Here is a 24,687-nt window from a genome sequence, read left to right as displayed (position 1 = left end):
GAAGCCCGCCACGCCGCCTTTAGTCCCCTTCGTCTAGAGGCCTAGGACACCGCCCTCTCACGGCGGTAACAGGGGTTCGGATCCCCTAGGGGACGCCAACGTTTTCAACGGGTTGGCAGACGCTAAGCAGCCAGGGTCCAATGCAGGGTCCAATATCGCTGCTGGCAAACGAAAAACTCATCCGTCTCGGGCTGGTCCACACCACGGTTGGAGGGGCGTTGGCGCGACCCGCCATCTGAACCAGCAGCGAGCAACGGCGGAACAAGATTTGCTAGCCCAGGTAGATTAGGATCTTGCCGGGTCGGCAAATTGTCGCTCACCCTTCATCCGAATGAGCCCGGGCCCCGCATCGCTACCCGAGACGCCTAACTTCGGCTTCCTGGCTCCCTATGACACCGCCCTGGTGCGAACGGCGGCCCTGGCTGAGCACTATTTTGCCGCCGACCCCGTCACCACGCTGATGAAGCTTCGCCAGTTCGGTGGAGCTGTTGGCGCAGCAGGTCGCCGCACGAGCCGGCGTGTTTGCCTCGCCCGAAGAGCCGCAGGTCGAGCTTACTCAGCCGCCTGAAGCGGGAGACCAGCTACCCGCGCGACGTACTCGATCTCTTCCATGATCTCCGCCGGATCGGGAATGACGCCGTCCATCATCATCGCGGTGACCACTCGGCTGCGCTTGCTGGCCTGAAGGCCGCGCGCCAGTTGGCGGTCTGGTTTCATCGCACCTTTGGCGCCCCCGGCTTCAAGGCCGGACCCTTCCAGCCGCTCCGCCCGCCGCCCGATCCCACCGCCGAGTTGCGCGAGGAGCTAGAGCGACTTCGAGCCGAACGGGAGGCCGGCCTGACCGCCGCCGAATCGGAGCGCGCCGCTCGTGCGATGGCCGAGGAGGCACGCCTCTCCGCCGAAGACCGTGCCCGCGCCGAGGCGGAGGATCGCGCCTTCTGGGAACGGTTTGCTGCGGAAGCCGAAGCGGATCGCGCCGCCCTGGCCGCGCAGCTCGGCGCACTTCAAGCCGCCGCTGTAGCTGCCCCGGCTGCGGTGCAACAGCAGACTATCGCCTCAGCAATCTCCGCCGCCCAGTACCTCGACATCGACGAGGCCGCAACGCGGCAGCGGATCGACGCCCAGCTTCGTGCCCGCGGCTGGGATGCCGACACGAAGTCGATGCGGCACGCAGCCGGTGCTCGCCCCGCCAAAGGCCGCAACCTCGCCATCGCCGAGTGGCCGACCACGAGCGGGCCAGCCGACTACGCGCTTTTCATCGGTCTCACCTGCGTCGGCGTCGTCGAGGCGAAGCGGAGCAACAAGAACGTCGCCGCTGCACTCGGCCAGGCTGGGCGCTACGCCCAAGGGTTCGTCCAGGACGTCGGGATCGAGATCCCAACCGGCGGTCCCTGGCCGGCCGACAGCACCGGCAAGGAGCCCGCCTTCCGCCTGCCCTTTCTGTTTTCCGCCAATGGCCGCGGCTACCTGAAGCAGATCGAGACCCAGTCCGGCATCTGGTTTCGGGACACCCGCGCCACCACCAACCACAGTAGGGCTCTGGCTGATTGGTACACGCCGGACGGCCTGCTGGCCTTGCTTGGTCAGGATCAGCCGGCCGCCCAGGCCGAACTCGCCACCAAGCCCTTCGACTTCGGCTTCGACCTACGGCCGTACCAACGCCGCGCCATCGAAGCGGTGGAGCAGCAAGCTGGTGGACGACCAGCGCCGCAGCCTCCTGCTTGCCATGGCGACCGGCACCGGCAAGACCAAGCTCGCCATCGCCATGCTGTACCGCCTGCTGGCGACGCGCCGGTTCCGCCGGGTCTGCTTCGTGGTGGACCGCACCTCCCTCGGCGATCAGGCCGGCGGCGAGTTCCGCACAACCCGGGTGGTCGGCGCCAATACCTTCGCCGACACCTTCGGCCTCAAGGGCCTGAACGAGGTAGCACCCGACGAGGCCACCAAGGTCCATATCTGCACGATCCAGTCCCTGGTGAAGCGCGTCCTCTATGCGGCGACCCCGGAGGACGTGCCGCCGGTCGATCTCTACGATCTGATCGTGGTGGACGAATGTCACCGCGGCTACACCCTGGACCGCGAACTGGGCGACGCGGAACTCGGCTTTCGCAGCGAAGCCGACTACGTCTCGAAATACCGCCGGGTCCTCGAGCACTTCGACGCCGTGAAGATCGGCCTGACCGCTACCCCGGCCCTGCATACCACCGAGATCTTCGGCCGGCCCGTCTTCACCTATGGCCTGCGGGAGGCGGTGATCGACGGCTACCTGATCGACCAGGAACCACCGATTCGCATCGAGACCGCCCTGTCCGTCTCCGGCATCCACTTCCTGCGTGACGAGCAATTGCCGCTGCTCGACCCCTGACCCAGACGATTGGACCTGACCATCGCGCCGGACAACATCGACTTCGAGGTCGAGGTCCTTCAATCGCCGGGTTATCACCGAGCCGTTCAACCGGGTGGTGGCCGAAGAACTGGCCCGGCACATCGACCCAGGCCTGCCCGGCAAGACCCTGATCTTCGCCGCGACGGACGCCCATGCCGACCTGGTCGTGAAGGTCCTGAAGACGGCCTTCGCCGATGCCTATGGCAGCATCGACAATGCCGCCATCGAGAAGGTCACCGGCTCCATCGACAAGCCAGGCCAGATGATCCGGCGGTTCCGCAATGACGCAGTTTCCGAAGATGGCGGTGACGGTGGACCTGCTGACCACCGGCGTGGACGTCCCCGCCATCACCAACCTGGTGTTCCCTGCGCCGGGTGAACAGCCGCATCCTCTATGACCAGATGATCGGCCGCGCCACGCGCCGCTGCGACGCGATCGGGAAGGAGACCTTCCGGGTCTTCGACGCCGTCCGGCAATACGATGCCATCCAGGCCTTCACCGAGATGAAGCCGGTGGTAGTCAACCCCAGCCTGTCCTTCGAGCAGCTTCTCCAGGAACTGGCCGAGGCGACCGATCCCGCCTTCCGCGCCGCGGTCCGCGACCAGCTTCTGGTCCGCCTGCGCCGTCGAGATCGGAAAGCTCACGCCTCAGGCCGCCGAGACCTGGGAGAACGCCACCGGCGAGACGCCGGCCGACACGCTGGCCCGCGTGCAGTCCGCGCAGCGTCGAGGAGCTCGCCGCCTGGGTCCAAGCGCAGGCCTGGCCTCGGCCGGATCCTCGACTGGAATCCCGAAGGCGGGCGGCCCTTGCCCATCGCCGTCTCCTTCCACGCCGACAGCCACCACGCGACCACCATCGGCTACGGCACCGCCGGGCGGCCGGAGGACTACCTCTCGGCCTTCGCCACCTTCCTGCGGGAGAATGGCAACACGCTGGCCGCCCTGCAGACCGTGCTGACCCGGCCCCGCGACCTGACCCGCGCCGACCTGAAATCACTGGCCATGGCGCTGCAGGAGGCGACCTATACCGAAGCGGCCCTGCGCGCCGCCCACCGCGACGCCACCAACCAGGATATCGCCGCCGGGTTGATGAGATTCGTCCGCCAGGCGGCGCTGGGCGACGCGCTGGAACCCTGGCAGGCGCGGGTGGACCGGGCGCTCGCCCGCCTGCGCGCCCGCCAGGCCTGGACCACGCCGCAGCGGCAATGGCTCGACCGCATCGGCAAGCTGGTCGCGGAGATGGGGCGTCGCCGATCCGGCCCTTCTCGATGAGGGACTCTTCGCGCAGAACGGCGGCACGAAGCGCCTGAACACCGTCTTCGGCGGCCGGCTGGCCGAACTGCTTGGCGACATCAACGAAGAAGTCTGGAAGGCGGCCTAAGTGGAAATCGGGGAGGATGAGGTCGAATGGGCCGTGGTCAGCCGGTTGCGGGACATGCTGCGCGCAAGCCCCACCGCTAGATACGAGGTGACCCAGGCTTATGCGCTATTCTCGGCCATCATCCTTTGGACGGCCCAGCGCATGCGCACCAAGGAAGATGGCCGCGCCGAGGATGCGGCGAAGCGTTTCCACCAGCGCATGAAGACTGGAAGCATTCGCACCCTTCATGGCCGCTGAGCAGCAGGGGCCGGACGGCACCGACGCGGCCATGGTGACGGCCCTCCGAACCGCGACGGTAGAGGAGGTCATGGTGGTCATCCGGAACGGCACGGCCCATGGCGACAGTCGGAATGTGAAGCCGCTCCACCAAAGGACGGACCGCGGCAGGGTCGCTCTGGTCGGGTTTTCCGTCCGCTCCAAACCCTACACTGTCATCCTCACCGCGCCGATGATGGTGACGTTCGGCACGTGGCTGGCTGATCAGTTCCTCCTCGCGGTGGAGCCCGACGACGAGCGGAGCGCGGAACGCGACGGCCTGACCATGGACCTGGTCAACAGGACCGTCAGACATATTCGAGAGGCACGGCAGTGAGCGGCACCACCACCAGCAGCATCGTCCAGCGCCTCTGGGGCCTGTGCAACATCCTGCGTGACGACGGCATCACCTACCAGGACTACGTCACCGAGCTTACTTACCTGCTCTTCCTCAAGATGCTGGCCGAGACCGGCAAGCAGGACGTGGTGCCGGAGGAGTTGCCGCTGGGCCGGGCTGACAGCGCGGGAGGGCGATGCGCTGCTGACGCATTACCGCGCCACGCTGCTGAAGCTTGGCACCGCCGGCAACCTCGGGCATCCGCGGCATCTTCGCCGACGCCCAGACCGCGCTGCGCAAGCCGGCCAATCTGCGTGAGCTGGTCGGGCAGATCGAGAAGCTGGACTGGTATTCGGCGCAGGAGGAAGGGCTCGGCGACCTCTACGAAGGCCTGCTGGAGAAGAACGCCGCCGAGAAGAAATCCGGCGCGGGCCAGTATTTCACCCCGCGCGCGCTGATCGACTGCATGGTCCGGCTGCTGCAGCCGCAGCCGGGCGAGGTGGTGCAGGACCCCGCGGCCGGCACCGGCGGCTTCCTGGTGGCCGCCGACCGCTTCATCAAGGACCGCACCGACGGGCTGTTCGCCCTGCCGAAGGCGCAGCAGGACTTCCAGCGCCGGGACGCCTTCACTGGCCTCGAACTGGTGCCCGGCACGCATCGGCTGCTGATGATGAACCTGCTGCTGCACGGGATCGAGCCGGACAGCGTGAAGGGCGGCGACACGCTGGGGCCGGAGGGCGAGGCGCTGGGCTTGGCCGATCTCATCCTGTCCAACCCCCTTCGGCACCAAGAAGGGCGGCGGCCGGCCGGTGCGCGGCGACTTCACCATCACCGCCGAGACCAGCAACAAGCAGCTGGCCTTCGTCGAGCACATCGTCCGCAAGCTGAAGCCGGGCGGCCGGGCCGGCATCGTGCTGCCGGACAACGTGCTGTTTGCCGATGGCGCGGGGCGGGAGCTGCGGCGCTGGATGATGGAGGTGGCCGACCTGCACACCATCTTGCGGCTGCCGACCGGCATCTTCTATGCGCAGGGCGTCAAGACCAATGTGGTGTTCCTGCGCCGCGGCCGGCAGGCCCGGGGCGGCACGCGGGCCGTCTGGGTCTACGACATGCGCGCGGGCCAACCGGCCTTCGGCAAGACGCGGCCGTTGCGCGATGCCGATTTTGCCGAGTTCGAGGCTGCCTATGGCGCGGACCCGCATGGTGGGGCGGCGCGGGCGGATGCGGGGCCGGAGGGGCGCTGGCGGCGCTTCAGCCGGGAGGAGATCGCGGCGCGCGCCGACAACCTCGACATCACCTGGCTGCGGGAGGCCGACGAGGCGGCGGAGGATGCGCTGGAGGAGCCGGCGGATATCCTCGACGCCATGCGGGAGCATCTGGCGCGGGCGATGGCGGAGATCGATGGGCTGGCGCTGGAGATCGGCGGGACGCCGGCGATGCCGGAGGCAGCGGAGTGAGTGACGAGCTTCCGCACGGCTGGCAGCGTGCGCGGGTTGCAGACCTTATCGAAGGAATCGAGTCAGGTAAGAATTTGCGGTGCGAGGAGCGACCACCGGCATCGGACGAGCAAGGCATTGTCAAGATCAGCGCGGTCACCTGGGGTAGTTTCGATCCCTCACAGGCCAAGACGGTCCTGCCTGGGACCACGTTGCCGCCCGAGGCGCTGATCCGCGACGGCGATCTGCTGATGTCGCGCGCGAATACGCTTGAGCTCGTTGGTGCGACGGTCGTCGTCGATCGTACGCCAGGCAATCTCTATCTCAGCGACAAGGTGCTGCGCCTGCGGACCGCACCGGAGATGGCACGTTGGCTGAACCTGTTCTTGCGGTCCGGTGGGGGGCGGCGCGAAATCGAAGCACGCGCCACCGGCAATCAGCTTTCCATGCGGAACATCGGGCAGGAGGCGATCCGGAGTATCGAGGTCCCGCTTCCACCCCTTGCCGAACAGCGCCGCATCGTGGCACGGATCGAGGCGCTATTCGCCCGCACCCGCCGCGCTCGCGCGGACCTCGAACGCATTCCCAGGCTTTGTGACCAACTAACCTTGGCCACCAGGAGCGCGGCTTTCATCGGCGAGCTAACTGAAAGCTGGCGGGCATCCAACACCGCGGCTATCTGGTCTCAAAACGAACAAGCAGCAATCTTCAGACCGACGGGACAAATATCTGAGGGTGCGTCGAGGCTCGCGCCTGAACGAGGTGCCTCGATTGATGATGCCGGGCGCGGATGATGCATTGCCCCAAACCTGGGGAAGGGGTGCTTGGCTGATGTTTCGGACTTGCGCGTCGGCTACGCATTCAAGAGCGAGTGGTTTGCAGTGGATGGCCCCAAGCTTGTGCGAGGCGCGAATGTCGCGCCAGGTCGCCTCGATTGGAGCGATGAGAAGCGCCTCGACGTCAATCGCGCGGACCAGTTCGCGGATTATCAGCTTAGGAACGGCGATATCGTCCTGGCGATGGACCGGCCGCTCATTTCGGGCGGTCTGAAAGCGGCTCGCGTGGAGCCCCAGGACGAAGGAGCACTGCTAGTCCAGCGCGTCGCCTCACCGATGCCGACAGGGTTGGTGGATAAGACGTTCCTCTGGCACCTTTTCAACAGCCAATTTTATCGATCAGATCGGCAAGCATGCCACTGGCTCTGATCTGCCTCACATCAGCAGCAATGACATTCTGACAACGCCCGCGCCGCTGCCGCCTCTTGCGGAGCAGAAGGAGATCAGCACCCAACTGGATCGTATTCTAGGCTGCGTCCCGAAAGTTAAAGCCGAGTCCAACCGCGCCCTCGCCCTGCTTGACCATCTCGAACGCAGCATCCTCGCCAGCGCCTTTCGCGGGGACCTTGTTCCCCAGGACCCCGCCGACGAACCCGCCGCCGCGCTGCTGTCGCGTCTGGCGGCGCTGCCGGCCCGCTCCCCCGTAAGGCGCCGCGCCCGCGCCGGGGCAGAGGCATGACACCGGCCGCCATCCAGGCCATCGCCGATGCCGTCCCCGGCGCCATCGCGCGCATCGACCCTGATCCATCCTGGCCCGACGACCTGCTGCGCGTGGCGGAGGACGACCCGCTGTTCGGCAAGCTGGAGGACGAGCTTTTCCCGACCGACGACCCGGATGACGGCGATCCGCTCGGCCGCAGGCCGCGCGACAATTGCCGCAGGACGAGGAGATCGAAGTCTTCGGCACCCTGCTGGATCTCGAACCCCGTCGAGGCCGGGCAGATCCGCGGGACCAGGCCGACGCCGTGGTCGCCGACATCGCCGGCCGGCTGCGTGACCGCTTCGGCCAAGGCTGGCCTGGTGCGCCCGGCGGCACTGATCTCCAGCCAGGCGCCACCGCCGGCGGGGCGGGTGTGCAGAACCAGATGCCCAATCCGGACGCCTATGCCTTCTACCAGTCCTGGCACCGCGACCTGCCGCGTGACACGACCCACAGCATCATCCGAGGAGCCGGGATCCCCATGCCGCTTGGTCAACTCACGGCCGCCAGCGATGCCGAGCTGCGCACAGCCGGGCGTGTGGCATGACATCCCCCACCTTCGCCCATCTGGCACCGGGACCGGCTGACTACTGGGTCAAGGTGGTCGGCATGCTCCAGCAGAACTGGGCGCTCCGCGACGTGCAGGCCGATGTGGTGAACATCCTGTTCGTCGGCGATGATTCGGGCGTCTTCGATAGCCTGCGCGTCGCGAGCCCCGTCGAGGCCGAGCGGCAGCTTCACCACAATGGCTTTCGACGATTCGATCCGGGAAGCGGCGACGCAGAGTTCCTCTTTCCACCGGCTCCGCCTTCTGGGGAGGGACATCACCCCAACGGCGCGATCTATTCGTCCGGACGCTTCTGGTCGTCCCGTTGATGGCGAGCGTGTGGGCGGCTAGGAGGCGCTGGATCGAAGCAGCAGCCGTGCCGGTTGAGGCGCGCGACGCAGCCCGGCTGCCGCTGACAGCGATCGGGGCCAGCCTCACCATGCGGTTTGGCCCCGCAGCACGGTTTGGCCTGCGCCTTCGGCATCGCTGCTGTTGGCAGCTTGAGCGAGAGCCGGGGCATGACACCCGACCGCCGGACCGTCGTACGCCAGGACGCAGCCCCGCAACCTTGGCAAATGCCACAGCAGGTTCGGCCGGTATGGGAGATAGTGGATCAGGTACCAGGCTCCGACCTCCCACGGGTCGCCGTCCTGCGGAACGTGCAAGGGGTTGCGCCAGGGCTTGCGATCCACCCGCACCAGGCGGACGTTCTTTCTGGCCCAGGCTATCAGCGCGTGGTCGGTCCGAAGATCGGCCACGACGGCTCTGCCCTGCGATGGCCGCGGCCCGGCGTGCTACCTGGTCGAGGGGCAGCGCATCTTCCCCGCTCATGTGACGATCTCCACGACGTGGCTGCCGACCATCACCGGGTGGCAGCTTGCGCACCGCCAACCATCCGAGGCTGTGGTATGCCGCCACCACCGGCCGCCAGGGCGATGCACCGTCGCGCACCGCGAGCAGCACGCGCCGGGCGGCGGGATCGCCGCAGGGTCAGCCCCTGCGGAGGGGCGTTGGAGGCCGGATTGGCACAAGGCCTCTATCCGCTCGCGGTGGCTGCGGGTTGTGAGCGGCGAGCCGTAGACTCCCTTTCTCTCGGCGGCGAGGCTGGCCGCCACCTCTTCCCGTTCAAGCCGCAGATCGTCGTCGGGCTGCCCCAGCGCCTCCTCGGCCGCCATCGCCGCCAGAATGAAAAAGTCCTGCCGCTGTCTTCGCTGCCGGAGTAGGACCACGACCTCGTCGCGGCAACGCCGTAGGTGCTGAAGCATCTTGTCCGGCGGTGCGATGGCAGCGTGCATTCCCACCGTGCCGTCATGGCGCTGCCAGAAAGTCACCCCAGCTGCCTCGGCCTCAGCCAAGACTCTTGCGCCGATCACAACGTGTCCTCCCACTGACAAGTGGGATCCGGCTCGGTATCCGGGTCGGTGGGGGAGAAGGCATTGGGTTCATAGGGTCGTAGGGGTCAGAGTCATAACCTGAGGTGGGTGGAGCACCCCTATGGCCCCCATGACTCCCATGGCTTTCGGCATCGTCGGCCCGCAGAAGTAGGAACAGATCGGTGGTCCACGCGCCGGTCCCAGGTATGCGGTTCAGCACGTATCCACGTGCCCGCGTCCCCTCCATTCTTCCGAGGATGGCGCGGATGTTCTGGCGCTCCTGGTTCTCGCGATCGATCAACCAAAGCACGGACGAGGCCAGCTCACTGGCCTTGACCGGGGCGCTTCCGTGCTTTGAGAACCATTCCTCGAACAACTCTCCAAGGCGCTGCCTGTTGGGATCTGTCGTCTTCGCCCTGGCGATCAGCAGAACGGGATCAACACAACCGAGCGCAAGAAGAGGGTCACGGCACCAACGTCCCCACTGTGGATAGCTGCCCAGCGGTTGGCCGGCCGGTAGTTCCGCACCGAGTTGCCGGCCCCAGCGCCAGATAGCTATCAAGCAGGCCAGCAAACGATCGCGGGCCGCAAGTGTCTCCGCGAGGAAGTCGCCTTTGAAACTCCGAGATTCCGGGTTCTCCATGCGGGCATCGAGATTCGTTGGGATGAATCGGCGAACCAAATCTTCACTGAGCTTCAGCCCGTTACCTGTGATGGCGACGAAGGCGGTGGAGTTCAGAGAAGCATTCTCTGTTAAGCCGAGGACTCGGACCTGAGCCGGCGACTCAGTCATAGCGCTGGCTAGCGCGTCCGATTTCAGCTCACGGTTGTTTACGTTATCGAGGAAGACAACAGGATCAGCTGCCACCAAAGCAGCGACAATCCGCTTCTCCAGTTCGGCTTCTGTGTTGCCTGCCGTAATGGCGCGTGGCTTGGCACTGGTGGCGATCGCACAGGCAGATCGCACAAGCAGACCCTTCCCTGTCCCCGAGCCAGAATGCCCCACGCCATGCACCGACCAACCCGGGGCGAGCTGAATCGAGGGCCGGCACAAGGCCGTTAGAAGCATAATCAAGAGGGCAGATTCATCATCCCTGAACCGTCCCGGGTTTGCCGGAGGCCTCAATCGTTGAGAGGATGGGGCAATGACCAAGAAGACGTCGAACCGCTATTCGCCTGAAGTCCGGCAGCGTGCGGTGCGGATGGTGCTGGACCATGGGGGCGACCACGCCTCTCAGTGGGCCGCGATTGGGTCGATCGCGGCCAAGATCGGCTGCACGGCCGAGGCGCTGCGGAAGTGGGTGCGGCAGGCCGAGCGCGATGCGGGCCAGAGGTCCGGAGCGTCGACGGAGGAGCGAGAGCGCATCAAGGGGCTGGAGCGCGAGGTCCGCGAGCTGCGGCAGGCCAATGAGATCCTACGCAAGGCTTCGGCGTATTTTGCGATGGCGGAGCTCGACCGCCGGTCGAAGCCATGATCACCTTCATCGACGATCACCGCGAGGTCTACGGTGTCGAGCCGATCTGCAGGATGCTGCGGATCGCTCCGTCGACCTACCATGCCCATGTCGCGCAGCGTGCTGATCCGACGCGGGCCTCGCCTCGAGCTCGGCAGGACCTGGTGCTCATGGCGCAGATCCGGCGGGTGCATGCGGCCAACTTCGGGGTCTACGGCGCCCGCAAGGTCTGGCGGCAGTTAGGCCGGGATGGCACCGCGATAGCCCGCTGCACGGTGGAACGCCTGATGCGGCGGATGGGGCTCTGTGGCGTTGTCCGCGGCAAAGAGACCAGGACCACGATCGCCGACAAGGCCTCGCCTTGCCCAGCGGACAAGGTGAACCGCCAGTTCCGGGCGCCGCACCCGAACGCCCTATGGGTGTCGGATTTCACCTACGTGGCGATCTGGCAGGGCTTCGTTTATGTGGCCTTCGTCATCGATGTGTTCGCCCGCCGCATCGTCGGCTGGCGGGTGTCGAGGACGGCACATGCGGACTTCGTCCTCGATGCCCTTGAGCAGGCGCTGCACGACCGCCGGCCGCTGAAGGGCGGGCTCATTCATCACAGCGACAGGGGCAGCCAATACGTTGCGATCCGCTACACCGAGCGCCTGCTCGAGGCCGGTATTGAACCCTCCGTCGGCAGCGTCGGCGACAGCTACGACAACGCGCTCGCCGAGACCGTCATCGGCCTGTTCAAGGCCGAGGTGATCCGCCGACGCGGCCCGTGGCACAACCTGGAGGCCGTCGAGTACGCCACCCTCGAGTGGGTGGACTGGTTCAACCACCGCCGTCTCCTCGAGCCGATCGGCAACATCCCGCCCGCCGAGGCCGAGGCGCGTTACTATGCCCGCCAGCAGGAGATTGCGGTGGCGGCCTGACTCAAGCTCATCGGCCTCCGGCAAACCCGGGACGGTTCATCCCCAGGCGGCCGGCCCGTATCGACAACAGGGAAGGACTGACCTTGCTCAGTCCTCAGAAAGGCGTCTGCAAAAGCGAAAGTGCGGAAGTGGTGGCGAAGCATCAGAAATGCCCGCGCGGCATCGTCTTGTGTTGGCCTTGCTGGTACAACGATCTCTGGGACCCGCTGGCACCATAGCCGCGTGGCGGGATCGTAGCCCTCCGTCACCCGCATGGTACCGTCCTCATGCAGAAGAGGTGAGGATGCGATGCCGTTCAGCGGACGTAGCCCCGAACCGCTGGCGCGATCGAGGTACAGGACTGCGGCGCGGTCGGGCAGTGTAGTGTAGGCGCGGGTTAGCTTGCCGCTACGCGACTTCCGATAGTGCCAAGGCCGACGCAAGTCATGTACCCCATTCACCACCCCAGCGACGGTCAGGGGCTCTGCAACAAATCCATTCAGCGCGACATCCCAATCAACGCGGACAGGCCCGTCCCGAACAAAGAGATTGGGTACGTCGGCGAGAACCTTGCCAACCTCCATCGCCGTCGTCGGCAGGTCAGCTCCGTCCACAAACAAGCCTACACGCCCGCGATCATCCGGCGAGTCGGTTGAATCATCCTCGGCTGACGAGCGGGATCGAGCACGCTCCGCCGCCTCGTAGTTGGCGTGTTCAGCACTGTCGCGTTTACGACGGGCCTTTACCGCATTTCGTAAGCTGAGAACTGGCAGGTTCAGACTCGAGGCCACCTGCCTGACCTGTAGCTCGAATTCCTCGTCACTGAGCCCTGCCAACCATGCGACTGCCGCCAGAGCATGCGGCGTCCAACTGCCGGCGCCGTTGGATGCACCTGCGTTCGTCGACATCACGCGTCTCCCCGGTCGTGGCCGAAGCTCAGGCCGTTGACAATGGTGTTCAGTGCTTCTTGCGCGGAAAGCCCTGCATGCGTGCCCGCCTGCAAGAGGCTTGCAGTGACCGTGGACCGATCGACCTCTCCTTTGGCCACGAGTTCGCTGGCACGACAGGCTGCCCAGAAGAGGCTCCGGTTGCGCGATCCCTCGCGCGCCGCCTTGGCAACACCAATCAACGCTGCGAGACGCAGACCCGCGTCCGCACTCTTCGGCCCAACATTCTCCCGTTGCTGCGTCTCCCGCTTATTGGTCACAGCCTGCGGCAAGGTGACAGCCGAGCGACGACCAGGCATCAACAGCAGCCGGTTGGCGATGGGATCATTGGCGGGTGCTGCGAAGATCGGCTTAGCCGTGTAGATAATCTGCGCCGGTCCAAGAATGCTGTGGTCCACAGGCGCAGCACGAAGCCACGCCGAAAGCTCGTTACGCGGGGCTGAACGCGACAACCAGAACCACAAACGGAGGCGGGCGCCGTCCTTGATGCCATGCGACGCTGTCGCCTGAATGACGCATTCCACATCTTGGCAGGCCGGCGGCAATCGCCGCAGAACTGCGTCACCGCATGCCAGTAGATCCTGCCGATCCAAGTTTGCATTGAGTGGAAGTCCGTCGATATCCAAGGCCACCCACCTCCGCGACGCAGCGCGCAGCGTTGGCTGATCGCCCGTGGCCGGATCGGCATGGAGAAGGCGCCGAACACCACGCGTACGATCACGATGAGCAATAGCCCCACGGACCAGTGCGCAGTCACAGCAGTCCGAAATGCGGAGGAGCAGGGTGTGGAGGTCGTCGAGGCTGCTCAGCGGCTCCTCGTGTAAATCAAACAGCCGCGCTGAGTCGTAACCATGAACCGTACCGCCTGCCTCAATGGTCTTGCAGAGGCGACGATGCCGTGCATGCAGCAAAGTCACGCCGCATCGTGTCGAACTGACAGGCCCCGCATTCAGCATGGTAGGCGGACCGAAAGTCTGGGCGCACGTCTCCGTCCGCGCCCACAGGTGTGTCGCGTTCATCTTCACAATCCCCGTAGAATCTAGGTTTGGTGCTGCGCCCCGCCGACGACAGCAGATTGTCTGGCTACCGGCGGAGAGCGGCGTGCGGCGCTCGCGCAAGAAAAGCTCGGACGCTTGCCATGTCTACGAGTGTTCGGCGGCCGATCTTGAGCAAGACGATTTCACCAGCAGCAGCCAACCGATAGGCGGTTGAGCGTGACACGTTCACCTGTTCCAGAAACTTCGAGATCGGCAGAGCAATCGGGGACAAGGCCGCGCTTCTGGACTGGAGTTCAGCCGACGAACTGCTACCCCGCTCCGAGCCACGCCCGTCTCTGTCGCCGTTTGCCCCCTTGGGTAGCTTCGACCGCTTCCCATCGAGGCTTGGCCGCCGCGGCAATGGCGAGGCTCGCTGTGCACCAGTTGCGTTCGCGCCACTGGCCATGAGTCTGCTGCGTTTTGTTGAAGGGCCTGCAATGCTCGCAGCGATACTCGGAAGGTCGCCTTCATCGAATGTCCAACGGCCGTTCCTTCCCTTCGCCGCAGGAATCCGACCAGCCACTGCGTCAGCCCAGCAGGCAGCGTAGCTCCTCTTGATCTTGTATCTTTTAGCAGTGCGCTTGGGAGCGCTGTGAGTGCCGGGCGCGCCATCGGAACCTCCAAAGGACGCAGAAGGCATGCTCCACAGGAAAACGCAGGCGCAAGTACGTTCTCCTGAGGTCTGGACGTGTCCTGGAGCGCGAAAAAGCGCTGAAATGCCGGAGCGACTTCCGCTGTCCAAGCGGCCGCCCAGGACGTGGTTCGAGTGCTGCGCTCACCAGAAGCTTAGCGCTGCGTCTTATCAGACGGCGCAACCGAACTTACGCCAATGACATGAAATGCTAGCAATTGTGCATCGAATATTCTCGTTGAAAGCGTCAAAATTTGGACAATTCATTGCGGACTGCTGAGCTTGAAGGTCCGGAACTTGGCGACCTTCGGGTTTTCGCTATGAAACGGCAATGAACGCGCCAAATATAAGACTAATCATACGTTGCGCATACGGTTGTGCTTTTGGAGAACTGCTTGCCGCCTTGTTGGTGCGCAAAGGTTTGGGAGCCAGGCTGGCGAGCTTGTCCACTCGCACGACGCGCATGCCAGTGCCCGCAGCGCGTGATGATCTTCTTAAGTTTCCATTGAATCCGTGCGGAACAAGCCTAACTTTGCTCTCGATTTAGTGAATAATTTTGGGCGTTCTGAGACTTCGAGAAGCATCCTGCAGGCCCTTGTCATCGGTTGAAAGGGTGCTTTTCGCCCGACAATGGACTCCTAGCTCCACCCAGGGACGTGGCTAGGAGGACTCATCATGAGATGCCAACGGCGGCAAACCTTCTCGGCGTAGGACACCACTCCCGCTGCGTTCGAGCTTCATGGCAGCAGCCCTACCGGTTGTTATAAGGATGCCGTAAGCAGGATGCTGGCGACGAGGCAGCGCAAGCGGCTTCTTGATGGTTCTGCCTTCAGTCTCGGTGCACTTGAGCACACAAGACATGCACCACTTTGCCGCGCTTGCGTAAGCGCCTCAGTCGTTGACGTTGGTCAGGGTCGGCCCGGTGACTATTTTGTCGCCCAAGGCCCCGAAGTAGCCTTCGCTGTCGGTTTCGGGGCGCCCCGCGCTGATCCCGCGCGCGGCGGAGCGTGGCGGGGTGTCCGGCGTCAGGACAGCGCCTGCGTCCTTCTTGGTCCCGTCCAGTAACCGAGCATCAGCCTAGGAACCCGATTGAGATCCAGGGCACGGCGGCAACGATTACCAGACCGACGATCAGGGCACAGATATAGCCCACGATGGGCCTCATGCCCTCGTCGGGGTTGATTCGGCTTATCGCGCAGGCGGCGTAGTAGCCAACGCCGAAGGGCGGAGCGAACAGCCCGATCCCCATCGCCAGGATCACCACCATTGAGTAGTGCACCTCGTGGATCCGGACCTGTCTGGCGATCGGGAAGAGCAGCGGCCCGAACAGCACTATGGCCGGGATTCCTCGAGCACGCTGCCGAGGACGATGAAGGCGACGACCGACACCGCCATGAAGCCCATGGCGCCACCGGGCAGTCCCGACATCGCCCGCGCCAAGTCGTTGGAGAAGCCCGACTGCGTCAGTGCCCAGGCCATGCCGGTAGCAGCACCGATGATCAGCAGGATCGCACCCGACAGCGCCGCGGTGTCGATCAGCATGGGCATGAAGCCGCCGCCAGTCGAACTGACGGTAGATCAGCAGGCCGGCCAGGACCGCATAGGCGATGCCGATGGTGGACACCTCGGTCGCCGTCGCCACGCCCTCGATCACCGCGGCACGGATCAGGAAGGGCAGGGCGATCGCCGGGATGGAGATCAGGAACGCCCGGCCGATCTCGCCCCTGGTGGCGCGCCGGACGTGTGAGAGATCCTCGCCCCGGTAGCGCCACCAGACCACGGCGCAGAGCGTGGCGCCGAGCACAACGCCGGGCAGCATCCCGCCGGTGAAGAGCGCGGAGATTGATACGCCCGTGACGGCGCCGATGGTGATCAGTACCAGGCTCGGCGGGATGGTCTCGGTCTGTGCGCCGGTGGCCGAGAGCAGGGCGACGAGATCGCCCGGCTTGGCGCCTCGGTCCTTCATCTCGGGGAAGAGCACTGGGGCCACCGCCGCCATGTCGGCGGCCTTCGAGCCCGAAATGCCGGAGACCAGGTACATCGCGCCTACGAGTACGTAGGAAAGCCCACCCCTGACATGGCCCAGAAGGCTGGCCAGGAAGGCGACCATGGCGCGCGCCATGCCGGTCATCTCGATCAACTGGCCAAGGAAGACGAAGAGCGGCACCGCGAGCAGGATGAGGTGCGACATGCCCTCATCCAAGCGACCGACCACGACCAGCATGGGCGTCTGCGTGGCGAGTGCGATGTAGCCTGCTGTCGCCAGCCCGAAGGCGAAGGCGATGGGCACGCCGGCGAAGACGGCAACCGCGACCACGCCTACGAAGAACACCAGAAGGTTGAGGTTACCGAGCCCCGCAAAGACGGGCTGGAGCAGGACCATGCCCGCTACCAGGCAGCCGACCAGGACCACCGCGCCCAGCACCAGCCGCCGGCTGCCGACTTCTGCCAGCCGCAGCACCGCAGTCAGGATCATAAGACCCATGCCAACCGGTAGCGCCGCGGCCCGCCAGGCGTTCGAGATTTCCAGCGCCGGCGTGGTGATGAAGGTCTCCTCCGAGGCGAACTCGAAGGCCGGCTCGACGACGAGGAGAAGGAAAGCGAGGGCGGCGGCGATCGCCACGACGTCGAGGAAGGCCCGCACGGACGGTGAGACCTTGCTGACCAGCGCCGTCATGCGCATGTGCTCGCCGCGCTGGAACGCCACAACGGACCCCAGCATGGCGAGCCACAGAAACAGGATCGAGGCCAGCTCGTCAGACCAGACGAGCGGTTGGTGAAAGACATAGCGGGCGACCACGCCAGCGAGCAGAACGACGATCTCGGCGACGACGAGGATCGCGGCCGGAATCCCAACCAGAGACTGAAGGGCGAGGTCCAAGGAAGCAGCCCAGTTGCGCTTCCCGAAGACGAAGGCGTCCGCCTCCGTCGCGGGGACGTTCTCGGGATGGGTCATAGCGGCTGCACCAGCGTGCCAAGACCCGACGAACGGCGCGCCACGCCGGGCTCGGTCAAGCCATTCGCAGGGGTGGGCGCATGGAAGTCGAGGACGTGCTTCATGGGTTACGCCTTCCGTGTCGGACTGCACTCGCTGCCACGGCCGGCCTTCCGGGTCGCGGCAGCATTGCGGCGTGGGTCGGCGGGCGGGCCAGGCCGTCGCGATGACAGCGTTCCGGCCCGCATCCGCCCGCGTTGCGAGAGAAGCGGCGTTAGGCCAGCGGGCCGACAGCCTCCTCAAGCAGGCCCCAGGCCTCCTCGCCGAACTTCGACCGCCATTCGCGGTAGAATCCGGCTTCTGTCAGCCTTTCACGGAATGGTCCCTGGTCGACGTCGTTGAAGACGAGCCCGGCGTTGGACAGGTCGGTCCGGAGCGCGATGTTCTGCTGCGCGACATCCTCGCGTTCCGCCATGCAGGCCGTGTTCACGATCCGCGCGACGGTATCCTGCAGATCAGCCGGTACGCGGCTCCAGGCTCTCCGGTTGATCAGAAACCACCAGCCATCCCACATGTGGTTGGTGACCGACGCGTATTTCTGGACCTCGTAAAGCTTCGCCGCCTGGATGATCGCCGGCGGATTCTCCTGGCCGTCCACCACCTTGGTCTGCAAGGCAGAATAGACCTCGGCGAAGTTGAGGCTGGTCGGTGCCGCGCCGAGCCCTCGGAACAGGGAGAGCCACATGGCGCTGACGGGCACGCGGATCTTCGTGCCGCGCAGATCGTCCGGTTGGTTGACCGGCTTGACGCTGCTCGTGATCAGGCGAAAGCCGTTGTCCCAGATTCTGTCGAGCACGACGAGGCCGGCACGGCCGATCTGCCCCCGCAGTTGCGCGCCCAGCTTGCCGTCCATTGCGCTCCACAGGGACGGGTAGTCCTTGAAGGCAAAGCCGACGCCGGAGATCGACACCGACGGGATCAGCGTCGACAGCACGTTCACGCCGGGATCCAGGAAGCACTCCAACCCACCGGAGCGGAGCTGGGACAGCATGTCCGCGTCAGCCCCGAGCTGGTTGTTGGGGAAGAGCCGGAACTCGAACCGGCCATCCGTCTCTGTCCTGACCTGCTCGGCCGCCCGGCTCAGGTGAACGTTGAGAGGATGCGACGCCGGCACGTTGGTGCCGATCTTGAAGGTGAACTCGGCCGCGTGGGCGTGGCGAAGCGGCAGCGCCGCGGCGACGCCGCCCGCAAGCGCCGCGAAGCCGCGGCGGGTGATGGTGCCTTGCATGTTTTCCTCCTGGACTTTCGCTGGTCAGGTCAGGCTTGTGGGGCGGCCTTGCCGCCACGGAACATCAGCCCGGCAGCACGGAAGCCGCCGTCCACGTTCAGCGTATGGCCGTGGATGTAGCGGCTCTCGTCGGAGCACAGGAACACCGCTGCATCCGCGATCTCCTCCGGCGTGCCGTAGCGCGTCATCGGGATCAGGTAGTTGTAGGCAGCGCGGGTCGCCTGGTCGTGCGCGTACTTCGCCATCTCGGTCTCGATGGCACCGGGCGCGATGTTGTTGACGTTGATGCCGAACTCCGCGAGCTCGACCGCCATCACCTTGGTCAGCAATTCGAGCCCGGCTTTGGCGGAGCCGTAGGCGGCGCGGCCATGCCCGCCGCGCTGGCCGGAGAGCGAGGCGATGTTGATGATCTTGCCGCCGCGCTGCTTCGCCATCTCGCGAGCGCAGGCCTGAGCGACAAGGAAGGCGCCGGTGAGGTTGATCGAGACGGTGCGGTTCCACTCCTCGAGCTTGATGTCGAGGAAAGGCGTGTTGCCCCCGATGCCTGCGTTGTTGACGAGGATGTCGAGCCGCCCGTAGCGGCCGACGATCGCCGCGACCATCGCCTCAACCGAAGCCTGCTCGGCGACGTTCACCGCGAGCGCCAGGCCATCCTGGCGGTCGAGCTTGACCAGGGCGTCGCGCGCGCCTGCCTCGTTGATATCGGCGATCACGGGAACTGCCCCTTCGGCGGCCAGTGCATTCGTGATGGCGAAGCCAATACCGCGCGCGCCGCCCGTAACCAGCGCGATCTTTCCCTGCAACCTCATCTGTTATCCTCCGCTCGATCCTGTTGAGGAATCCGTGTCAGCCGGGTGATCCGTCGCGTGCCGCCCGGAAGAAATCGTCGCCGCCGACCTGGCCGCCCTTGAGCGCGATCTGCAGCCCATCGCGGGCGGCATCCGGCGCGTGCGCCCGGCAGAGCGGCGATCCCGGCGCTATGGGCGCGATGGCCGTGAGGGCGTCGATCCCGAGCCTCGCGGCCGCGTGGCCCGAGGTGTCGCCGCCCGAGATCACCACCCTGGCAAGGCCAGCCGCCCGGATGAGCGCATCGAGGATGCGCCCGAGCCCGCCGCCGATCCGGTCGTTGATCGCCTCGGCCGAGGCCCCGGCAGCCGCGATGGCCTGCCGCAGCGCGGCGACCGCCGGGTCGTCGGGACCGGCGGCGCTGTAGACCAGCGGGTCCTGGCCCGCGGAAAGGGCAGCGAGCGCCTCCTGGGTGGCGCGGCCGATCTCGGCCTCCCAGGCGCGCTCGTCCACCGCCCGCTCCGCCCGGATGCGAATGCCGGCGAAGCCGTGCCGCAGGGCGTCAGCGATCTGTCGCGCTGTGACCGGAGAGACGGAGCCCGACACGCAGGCGATCCGCTCGACCCGGCCCGGATGCCGCGGCGCAGGCTTGGCCGGAACGAGACCCGTCGCCCGCCAATAGGCCACCAGCGCGGCCTCGAGGCCTTGCGAGCCGGCGGCGAAGACCTGCGTGCCGTCCCTTTCCCAGACGAGCCGCCCCGCCTCGACCAGGGTCTCCTCGTCGAGCACGTCGAGCGACACGATGCGGCACCCTTCGGCAAGCGCCTGGGTCAGCTGCGCCTCGCCCCGCCCATGCTTCATGGCGACGAAGTCCACGAGCCCGATCGGCTTCGCGGTCTGCCGGGCCAGATGGCGGCCGAGGTCGGCCTCGTCCATTGGCGTGACCGGATGCCGCGACATGACCGGGTGCCGGTCGAGGCGGTGGCCCTTGCCGTGGGCAAGCGCGAAGAGGTTGCCGAAGCACTGGAACCGCCCCATCGCCGGGTCGGCGACCAGGAGGGGCACCCACCCCTCGAACAGCGCCGCGGCCACGTCGATGGCACGACCGATCGAGCCCACGCCCGGAGCGGAGTCGAAGGTCGAGCAGACCTTGTAGTGGACGACCGGTGCCGCGAGCGACTTCAGCAGCTGGAATACCGGCGGCAGGTGCCGGTCCATCCATTCGGGGCTGCAGGAGCGGGCGACGCTCGCAATGCCGATCCCGCGGTAGCCGGCGAAGGTAGCAAGCCGTTCGGGCGGCGGCGGCGCGAGGAACAGCACGGTGTCGAGCCCGGCGAAGGCGAGCGCCTCCATCGCGGCTGACGACCCGGTGAAATCGTCCCCGTAGAAGGCGACCAGGGGTCCATCCGGCAGCGATCGGGGACGGCTCACGCGGCGATCTCCAGGGCGCGGCGGAGTTCGGGATGTCTGCGTGCGTGGTCCACAAGCGGGATACCGGCGATCGCCGCGTCCCAGGCCTCGCGCATCGCCCGCACGCCCGCCGCCGGACCGTCGGGATGGGCCACGATGCCGCCGCCGGCCGTCACGATGAGATCCGTCGACTGCAGGGCCGCATGGGTCGCGTGGACCTGCCGGACAGACTGCCCCGAGGAGAAGACCGGCATCACGGTGCAGGGCTTGTTGTCGAACATGGGCGCCAGGCAGGCGCGGGCCGATGCAATGACGCTCTCGTCCGGCTCCGAGAACTTGTTCTGCAGGCCGTTGACATGCACGTGGTCCGCGCCGGCAAGACGCCAGAGCTTCTGCCAGGCGACATAGGACCAGCCGAGGAGCGGGTGGCGCGAGAGGTAGCCCCAGCCGTTGCGGTGCGCGTGGATCGGCAGCTGGCTGAAGCGGCCGAGCTCGATCATCCCGACGAGCCCGACCGAGTTCAGGCTCGCCATCAGGCAGGTCGCGCCATGGGCCAGCAGCGTGTCGTGACGCCGGCGCATCTGGTCGAGGTCGCCGGTGAGGTTGAAGGCGAACATGGCTTTCTTGCCGGTCCGGTCGGCCTGAGTGTCGATCGCACGCATCACCGCGCGGACGCGCTCGTCGAACGGGCAGTTCGGGCCGTCCGCCTGGAGCTCGTCGTCCTTGATGAAGTCGATGCCAGCCGCGCAGAGCTCTGCGACGAGCGCCGCCGTTGCCTCGGCGTCGAGGCCGACGCTCGGCTTGATGATTGTGCCGATCAACGGGCGGCCCGCCACGCCCGCGAGGCGGCGCGTGCCCGCGACACCGAAGCGGGGACCGGGATAGGCTTCGGCGAAGGCCTGCGGCATCCGGATGTCGAGCAGCCCGAGGCCGCTGACCGAGGCGAGCTCAAAGAGGTTGCCGGCGACTGTTGCGACAAGGTTCGGCAGCGAGGGGCCGAGCGTCGCAAGCGGCCACGACAGCGTAAGTCTGGCGCGGGTGATGCGCTCGCCGTCCCACTCGCCACGGGCGGAGGGAAGCGAGCGTCGCGGCACTGCCTCTTCCAGGATCTCCAGCGCGGTCACCCGCGCTGCCGACCTTTCCTTGAGCTCTGGCGTCTCGCCCGGGACCGCGACGAACGTGCCGCTGGATTGCTCGCCGGCAATGATTTCGGCGGCGCGCCGAGGGTCGATCGGCGTCTCCAAGAGGTAGTCGGCTTCAATGCGATCGGTGAGCATTGGCGTTCCTCAGGTTGAATGGGTCGTTGTCGATACTGAGCCCGGGTCCGCTCAGGCCGCCGTTGGCGGCAGGCCGACCCCAACATGATGGTGTGTGCCCCCATCCCGCCGCGGCTGCATTGCTGCGCCCCAACCACCATGACGATGTTTGCGGCTAGGCTTTCGACTGCTGAGGTGCATCGCGGTGCGTCGCATACGCAGTGCAGATGCTGTGCGAGCCGGAGCGCACTCTGCTTCCAGCATGCGAGCGGAGGCTGGTCTGGCAGGTCGGCGTGCAGATCGAGCACAGCGCCGGACGGCGAACGTCCTTGAGCTTGGCATTTCCACCCAGTCCCGTACTTCTATTCTGGGGAAGGACCTACACTCGGACCTAGCAGCGTGATATCTCAGTTCGACACGGGCTGCTGTGAGGTTTTCTCACATCACCGCGTTGACGAGATCCCCTCGCATGCCCTCGCCCCGCCTTCCTCTCAGCGCGCTACGTGCCTTTGAAACGACGGTTCGGCTCGGAAGCATGTCGGCCGCGGCGAAAGACCTGGGTGTGACGCACGGTGCGATCAGCCGCCACATCCAGGCCCTTGAGGCTCAGTTCGGGATTCCGCTCCTACGCCGCCTGTCGAAGTCGGTGGAGCCAACCCCGCCGGCAGCCCAGCTGGCGGCGAGCCTCAGCGAGGCGTTCGGGCTGATGCAGCTCGGCGTGGCGCGGCTTGCGCCGGGTCCGCTGACCCTGTCGTGCTCGGCCACGATCATGATGTACTGGCTGATCCCGCGGCTGGGCCGATTCAAGCAGGACAACCCGGCAGTCGAAATCCGCCTGAACGTGAACTTCGGCGAGGTCGACTTCGTCCGGGACGAAATCAGCGTCGCCATCCGGTCCAGCATGATCCGTCCACCCCAGGACGTTGTAATCCGTCCACTCGTTCAGGAAGACATCGGCCCGATCTGTCATCCCGACTACGCTGCACGGCTTGGACTGAAATCGGTGGAGGACCTCGCCCGGGCTCGCATCCTTGGTACTGCAACCCGGCCTGCTGCGTGGAGCGAATGGCTTTCGGCACTCGGCCAATCCAATCTTACTCTCCAAAGCCATGAGCTTTTCGAGCATTTCTATCTGCTGATCCAGGCCGCAGCCTCGGGCCTCGGGGTAGGTCTGGCACCAAGGTTGTTGGCGGAGGACGAAATTAGGCGAGGCCACGTCGTCGCCCCGTTCGGGTTTACGATGGGGCCGCACGCGCTGAACCTTTGGATCGCGCCTCACCTGCGGTTGCGAGATGATGTTCGCCGCCTAGCGAGCTGGATCCAGGACGAGATGAACATCTCCGGAAGCCATCTCGCCAATAAGTCCATGGTCTGAAGGAGGCCATTCCCGGGCTTCAACGGGTGGCGATCCTTGGCGACGCGACCGTCATGGGGGCGTTGATGGCCGCGAACGAGACTGCGGCGAAAGCTGAAGGCCTGTACTCGCAGGTCCTGCTGCTGCAGGGGCCCTGACCAGATCCCACGGCGCATTCGCGGCCATCCGGCAGGCGGCCGCAGAGGCCCTGTTGGTGCTGAAGGTGCATGTGACCAACGCCCAGAGCGGACGGATCGCCGAACGGGCGACAGCAATTTTCCCGGACCGTCGTGCCGGGCCGAGTGATGAAACACCTGCCGGGCCTCTTCCATCAGGTGCGATTAACTTGATTGGGATTGCTGTTTTGCGCCGCGCAGGTCACGGGCTGGGCCGCCTGCATCTCAATGCGGGATTGAACCGCGCTCGCCAAGGCTGCGAAACACGATCCTTATCAATATGCCGTTCAAGGTTTTCGCCTACGCGCGCGCGTCCGTGCGTACTGGCTCCGAAACCCCGTCGCGGCCGGCTCACTGGTTTTGTGCGGTGATCGTCCCAGGCCGACAAGAAGCCTTCCGCAGTAGGCCACGTGATCTTTTGTCACGGACCGTCAAATAAGCATTTGGATTCGTGATAAACCTACGGTTGAGGCCTAAGTTGCAGCCGGATGCCCAACGACGTGCAGAATACTGTCCTACGCGCCGACCTCCCTCATTCAAGGGCGGCGCGCTACATCGCTTACTTCCGGGTCAGCACCGAACGGCAGGGCCGCTCGGGGCTCGGGCTTGATGCGCAGCGCATGGCTGTGGCCCGACATATTGCCTCGGCGGGCGGGCAGGTTGTGGCCGAGTTTCAGGAGGTGGAGAGCGGCAAGCGAAACGACCGTCCGCAGCTTGCTGCAGCCTTGGCCGCCTGCCGCGCCCACCGCGCTACCCTGCTAATCGCCAAGCTCGATCGTCTGGCAAGGAACGCGCGTTTCCTGCTCGGTGTGGTCGAGGGTAGCGGCGATGGTGGCGTTGTCTTTTGCGACTTGCCCCAGGTTCCACCTGGCCCAGTGGGTAAGTTTCTCGTTACCCAGATGGCTGCAGTAGCCGAACTGGAAGCGGGCTTGATCAGTCAGCGCACCCGGGCTGCCCCTCATCGCCGCGAAGGCGCGAGGTGTGCAACTTGGCAATCCACGCCTCCGCCCGGGCAACGCCGACCAAGCTCGTGCTGCGGCACAAGCGAAGAGAAATGCTGCGAAGGCACGGGCGGCTGATATCCTGCCCTACATCGAAGCGGCGCGTCGTGCAGGAGCGGCGACTCTGCGGGAGATCGCGGACGCACTCACTGCTCGCGGGGTACAAGCGCCGGCCGGCGGCCAGCGATGGCACCCAATGCAGGTGAAGCGTGTCGTTGAGGAATTTCCCAGGCGGATCGTGAGCAGTAACTCCCGTCGGATC

28 protein-coding genes, 1 tRNA gene, 1 pseudogene and 1 other annotated feature are annotated in these 24,687 nt (G+C 65.9%); of the genes and pseudogenes, 17 read left to right on the top strand and 13 right to left on the bottom strand.

Annotation, left to right across the window (positions count from 1 at the left end; genetic code table 11):
* The first annotated feature begins 22 nt into the window (after positions 1–22).
* A tRNA-Glu gene (locus tag ACQ86J_RS05225) sits at positions 23–98 on the top strand.
* 454 nt (positions 99–552) lie between these two features.
* Here ACQ86J_RS05225 and ACQ86J_RS05220 read toward each other — a convergent pair.
* The 3 genes from ACQ86J_RS05220 to ACQ86J_RS05210 all read right to left on the bottom strand — a co-directional run bounded on the left by ACQ86J_RS05220 (position 553) and on the right by ACQ86J_RS05210 (position 1,530).
* Positions 553–717, bottom strand: coding sequence for a hypothetical protein (locus tag ACQ86J_RS05220; RefSeq protein ID WP_431270288.1), 165 nt, complete (start codon positions 715–717; stop codon positions 553–555).
* An 87-nt stretch (positions 718–804) separates the two neighbouring features.
* Positions 805–1,008, bottom strand: a complete 204-nt coding sequence (locus tag ACQ86J_RS05215) for a hypothetical protein (RefSeq protein WP_431270287.1) — start codon at positions 1,006–1,008, stop codon at positions 805–807.
* Positions 1,009–1,056: 48 nt separating this feature from the next.
* Entirely contained in the window at positions 1,057–1,530 is a 474-nt protein-coding gene (locus ACQ86J_RS05210; RefSeq protein ID WP_431270286.1) for a hypothetical protein, read from the bottom strand.
* Positions 1,531–1,693: 163 nt separating this feature from the next.
* Here ACQ86J_RS05210 and ACQ86J_RS05205 point away from each other — a divergent pair, with 163 nt between their 5' ends.
* From ACQ86J_RS05205 to ACQ86J_RS05145, 13 genes and pseudogenes are all read left to right on the top strand, one after another.
* Positions 1,694–2,365, top strand: coding sequence for a DEAD/DEAH box helicase family protein (locus tag ACQ86J_RS05205; RefSeq protein WP_431270285.1), 672 nt, complete (start codon positions 1,694–1,696; stop codon positions 2,363–2,365).
* A gap of 94 nt (positions 2,366–2,459) precedes the next feature.
* Entirely contained in the window at positions 2,460–2,765 is a 306-nt protein-coding gene (locus ACQ86J_RS05200) for a hypothetical protein (RefSeq protein ID WP_431270284.1), read from the top strand.
* Entirely contained in the window at positions 2,762–3,658 is an 897-nt protein-coding gene (locus tag ACQ86J_RS05195) for a type I restriction-modification enzyme R subunit C-terminal domain-containing protein (RefSeq protein ID WP_431270283.1), read from the top strand. The genes ACQ86J_RS05200 and ACQ86J_RS05195 overlap by 4 nt, the downstream gene beginning before the upstream one ends.
* Before the next feature lie 109 nt (positions 3,659–3,767).
* A complete protein-coding gene (locus tag ACQ86J_RS05190) occupies positions 3,768–4,004 on the top strand; it encodes a hypothetical protein (RefSeq protein ID WP_431270282.1) in 237 nt (78 codons plus the stop codon).
* A complete protein-coding gene (locus tag ACQ86J_RS05185; protein WP_431270281.1) occupies positions 3,994–4,359 on the top strand; it encodes a hypothetical protein in 366 nt (121 codons plus the stop codon). The genes ACQ86J_RS05190 and ACQ86J_RS05185 overlap by 11 nt, the downstream gene beginning before the upstream one ends.
* A complete protein-coding gene (locus ACQ86J_RS05180; protein WP_431270280.1) occupies positions 4,356–4,817 on the top strand; it encodes a type I restriction-modification system subunit M N-terminal domain-containing protein in 462 nt (153 codons plus the stop codon). The genes ACQ86J_RS05185 and ACQ86J_RS05180 overlap by 4 nt, the downstream gene beginning before the upstream one ends.
* A pseudogene (locus tag ACQ86J_RS05175) lies at positions 4,700–5,077 on the top strand (HsdM family class I SAM-dependent methyltransferase); the annotation flags it as partial. The gene ACQ86J_RS05180 and the pseudogene ACQ86J_RS05175, both read left to right, overlap by 118 nt.
* A 91-nt stretch (positions 5,078–5,168) precedes the next feature.
* Positions 5,169–5,816: an HsdM family class I SAM-dependent methyltransferase gene (locus ACQ86J_RS05170; protein ID WP_431270279.1), complete on the top strand. Its 648-nt coding sequence runs from the start codon at positions 5,169–5,171 to the stop codon at positions 5,814–5,816.
* Positions 5,813–6,589, top strand: a complete 777-nt coding sequence (locus tag ACQ86J_RS05165) for a restriction endonuclease subunit S (protein ID WP_431272800.1) — start codon at positions 5,813–5,815, stop codon at positions 6,587–6,589. Before ACQ86J_RS05170 ends, ACQ86J_RS05165 begins: the two co-directional genes overlap by 4 nt.
* A 30-nt stretch (positions 6,590–6,619) precedes the next feature.
* Positions 6,620–7,000: a hypothetical protein gene (locus ACQ86J_RS05160; RefSeq protein WP_431270278.1), complete on the top strand. Its 381-nt coding sequence runs from the start codon at positions 6,620–6,622 to the stop codon at positions 6,998–7,000.
* A gap of 503 nt (positions 7,001–7,503) precedes the next feature.
* Positions 7,504–7,878: a hypothetical protein gene (locus tag ACQ86J_RS05155; protein ID WP_431270277.1), complete on the top strand. Its 375-nt coding sequence runs from the start codon at positions 7,504–7,506 to the stop codon at positions 7,876–7,878.
* Positions 7,875–8,207: a hypothetical protein gene (locus ACQ86J_RS05150; RefSeq protein WP_431270276.1), complete on the top strand. Its 333-nt coding sequence runs from the start codon at positions 7,875–7,877 to the stop codon at positions 8,205–8,207. The genes ACQ86J_RS05155 and ACQ86J_RS05150 overlap by 4 nt, the downstream gene beginning before the upstream one ends.
* A gap of 693 nt (positions 8,208–8,900) precedes the next feature.
* Positions 8,901–9,101 (top strand): hypothetical protein, encoded by a 201-nt coding sequence (locus tag ACQ86J_RS05145; protein ID WP_431270275.1) that lies wholly within the window; start codon positions 8,901–8,903, stop codon positions 9,099–9,101.
* A gap of 124 nt (positions 9,102–9,225) precedes the next feature.
* Here ACQ86J_RS05145 and ACQ86J_RS05140 read toward each other — a convergent pair whose 3' ends face one another.
* Positions 9,226–10,266, bottom strand: coding sequence for a hypothetical protein (locus ACQ86J_RS05140; RefSeq protein ID WP_431270274.1), 1,041 nt, complete (start codon positions 10,264–10,266; stop codon positions 9,226–9,228).
* Positions 10,267–10,396: 130 nt separating this feature from the next.
* Between ACQ86J_RS05140 and ACQ86J_RS05135 the strand changes: the two genes are divergently transcribed.
* Positions 10,397–11,625 (top strand): IS3 family transposase gene (locus ACQ86J_RS05135; protein WP_431270273.1). Its coding sequence is split into 2 segments (ribosomal slippage): positions 10,397–10,688 and positions 10,688–11,625, totalling 1,230 coding nucleotides; the frame shifts between segments, so codons are not numbered across the junction.
* Positions 10,681–10,797 (top strand) — a sequence feature (AL1L pseudoknot). Its footprint overlaps the gene before it by 117 nt.
* On the opposite strand, the gene ACQ86J_RS05130 is transcribed toward ACQ86J_RS05135, so the two are convergent.
* The 9 genes from ACQ86J_RS05130 to ACQ86J_RS05090 form a co-directional block, all read right to left on the bottom strand.
* On the bottom strand, positions 11,589–12,512 hold the full coding sequence (locus ACQ86J_RS05130; RefSeq protein ID WP_431270272.1) for a hypothetical protein: 924 nt from the start codon (positions 12,510–12,512) through the stop codon (positions 11,589–11,591). The genes ACQ86J_RS05135 and ACQ86J_RS05130 overlap by 37 nt on opposite strands.
* A complete protein-coding gene (locus ACQ86J_RS05125; protein WP_431270271.1) occupies positions 12,512–13,507 on the bottom strand; it encodes a hypothetical protein in 996 nt (331 codons plus the stop codon). The genes ACQ86J_RS05130 and ACQ86J_RS05125 overlap by 1 nt, the downstream gene beginning before the upstream one ends.
* Before the next feature lie 127 nt (positions 13,508–13,634).
* Positions 13,635–13,994 carry a helix-turn-helix domain-containing protein gene (locus tag ACQ86J_RS05120; RefSeq protein WP_431270270.1) on the bottom strand — a complete coding sequence of 120 codons (360 nt, stop codon included), beginning with the start codon at positions 13,992–13,994 and terminating at the stop codon, positions 13,635–13,637.
* Positions 13,995–15,110: 1,116 nt separating this feature from the next.
* On the bottom strand, positions 15,111–15,248 hold the full coding sequence (locus ACQ86J_RS05115; protein WP_431272301.1) for a hypothetical protein: 138 nt from the start codon (positions 15,246–15,248) through the stop codon (positions 15,111–15,113).
* Positions 15,249–15,291: 43 nt separating this feature from the next.
* Positions 15,292–17,175: a TRAP transporter large permease subunit gene (locus ACQ86J_RS05110; RefSeq protein WP_431270269.1), complete on the bottom strand. Its 1,884-nt coding sequence runs from the start codon at positions 17,173–17,175 to the stop codon at positions 15,292–15,294.
* A 253-nt stretch (positions 17,176–17,428) separates the two neighbouring features.
* A complete protein-coding gene (locus tag ACQ86J_RS05105) occupies positions 17,429–18,442 on the bottom strand; it encodes a TRAP transporter substrate-binding protein (RefSeq protein WP_431270268.1) in 1,014 nt (337 codons plus the stop codon).
* 29 nt (positions 18,443–18,471) lie between these two features.
* The gene (locus tag ACQ86J_RS05100) at positions 18,472–19,251 is read right to left on the bottom strand and encodes an SDR family NAD(P)-dependent oxidoreductase (protein WP_431270267.1); all 780 of its coding nucleotides are present in this window, start codon (positions 19,249–19,251) and stop codon (positions 18,472–18,474) included.
* A gap of 37 nt (positions 19,252–19,288) precedes the next feature.
* A complete protein-coding gene (locus ACQ86J_RS05095; protein ID WP_431270266.1) occupies positions 19,289–20,659 on the bottom strand; it encodes a four-carbon acid sugar kinase family protein in 1,371 nt (456 codons plus the stop codon).
* Positions 20,656–21,915: a ribulose-bisphosphate carboxylase large subunit family protein gene (locus tag ACQ86J_RS05090; RefSeq protein WP_431270265.1), complete on the bottom strand. Its 1,260-nt coding sequence runs from the start codon at positions 21,913–21,915 to the stop codon at positions 20,656–20,658. The genes ACQ86J_RS05095 and ACQ86J_RS05090 overlap by 4 nt, the downstream gene beginning before the upstream one ends.
* A gap of 514 nt (positions 21,916–22,429) precedes the next feature.
* Between ACQ86J_RS05090 and ACQ86J_RS05085 the strand changes: the two genes are divergently transcribed.
* Both ACQ86J_RS05085 and ACQ86J_RS05080 read left to right on the top strand, forming a co-directional pair.
* A complete protein-coding gene (locus tag ACQ86J_RS05085; RefSeq protein WP_431270264.1) occupies positions 22,430–23,269 on the top strand; it encodes a LysR family transcriptional regulator in 840 nt (279 codons plus the stop codon).
* Between the two features lie 643 nt (positions 23,270–23,912).
* Positions 23,913–24,503: a recombinase family protein gene (locus ACQ86J_RS05080; protein ID WP_431270263.1), complete on the top strand. Its 591-nt coding sequence runs from the start codon at positions 23,913–23,915 to the stop codon at positions 24,501–24,503.
* Positions 24,504–24,687: the final 184 nt, after the last annotated feature.

The sequence above is a fragment of the Dankookia sp. P2 genome (assembly GCF_050632255.1).
Lineage (GTDB): Bacteria > Pseudomonadota > Alphaproteobacteria > Acetobacterales > Acetobacteraceae > Paracraurococcus.
This window is presented reverse-complemented; position numbering and strand designations above follow the sequence as displayed.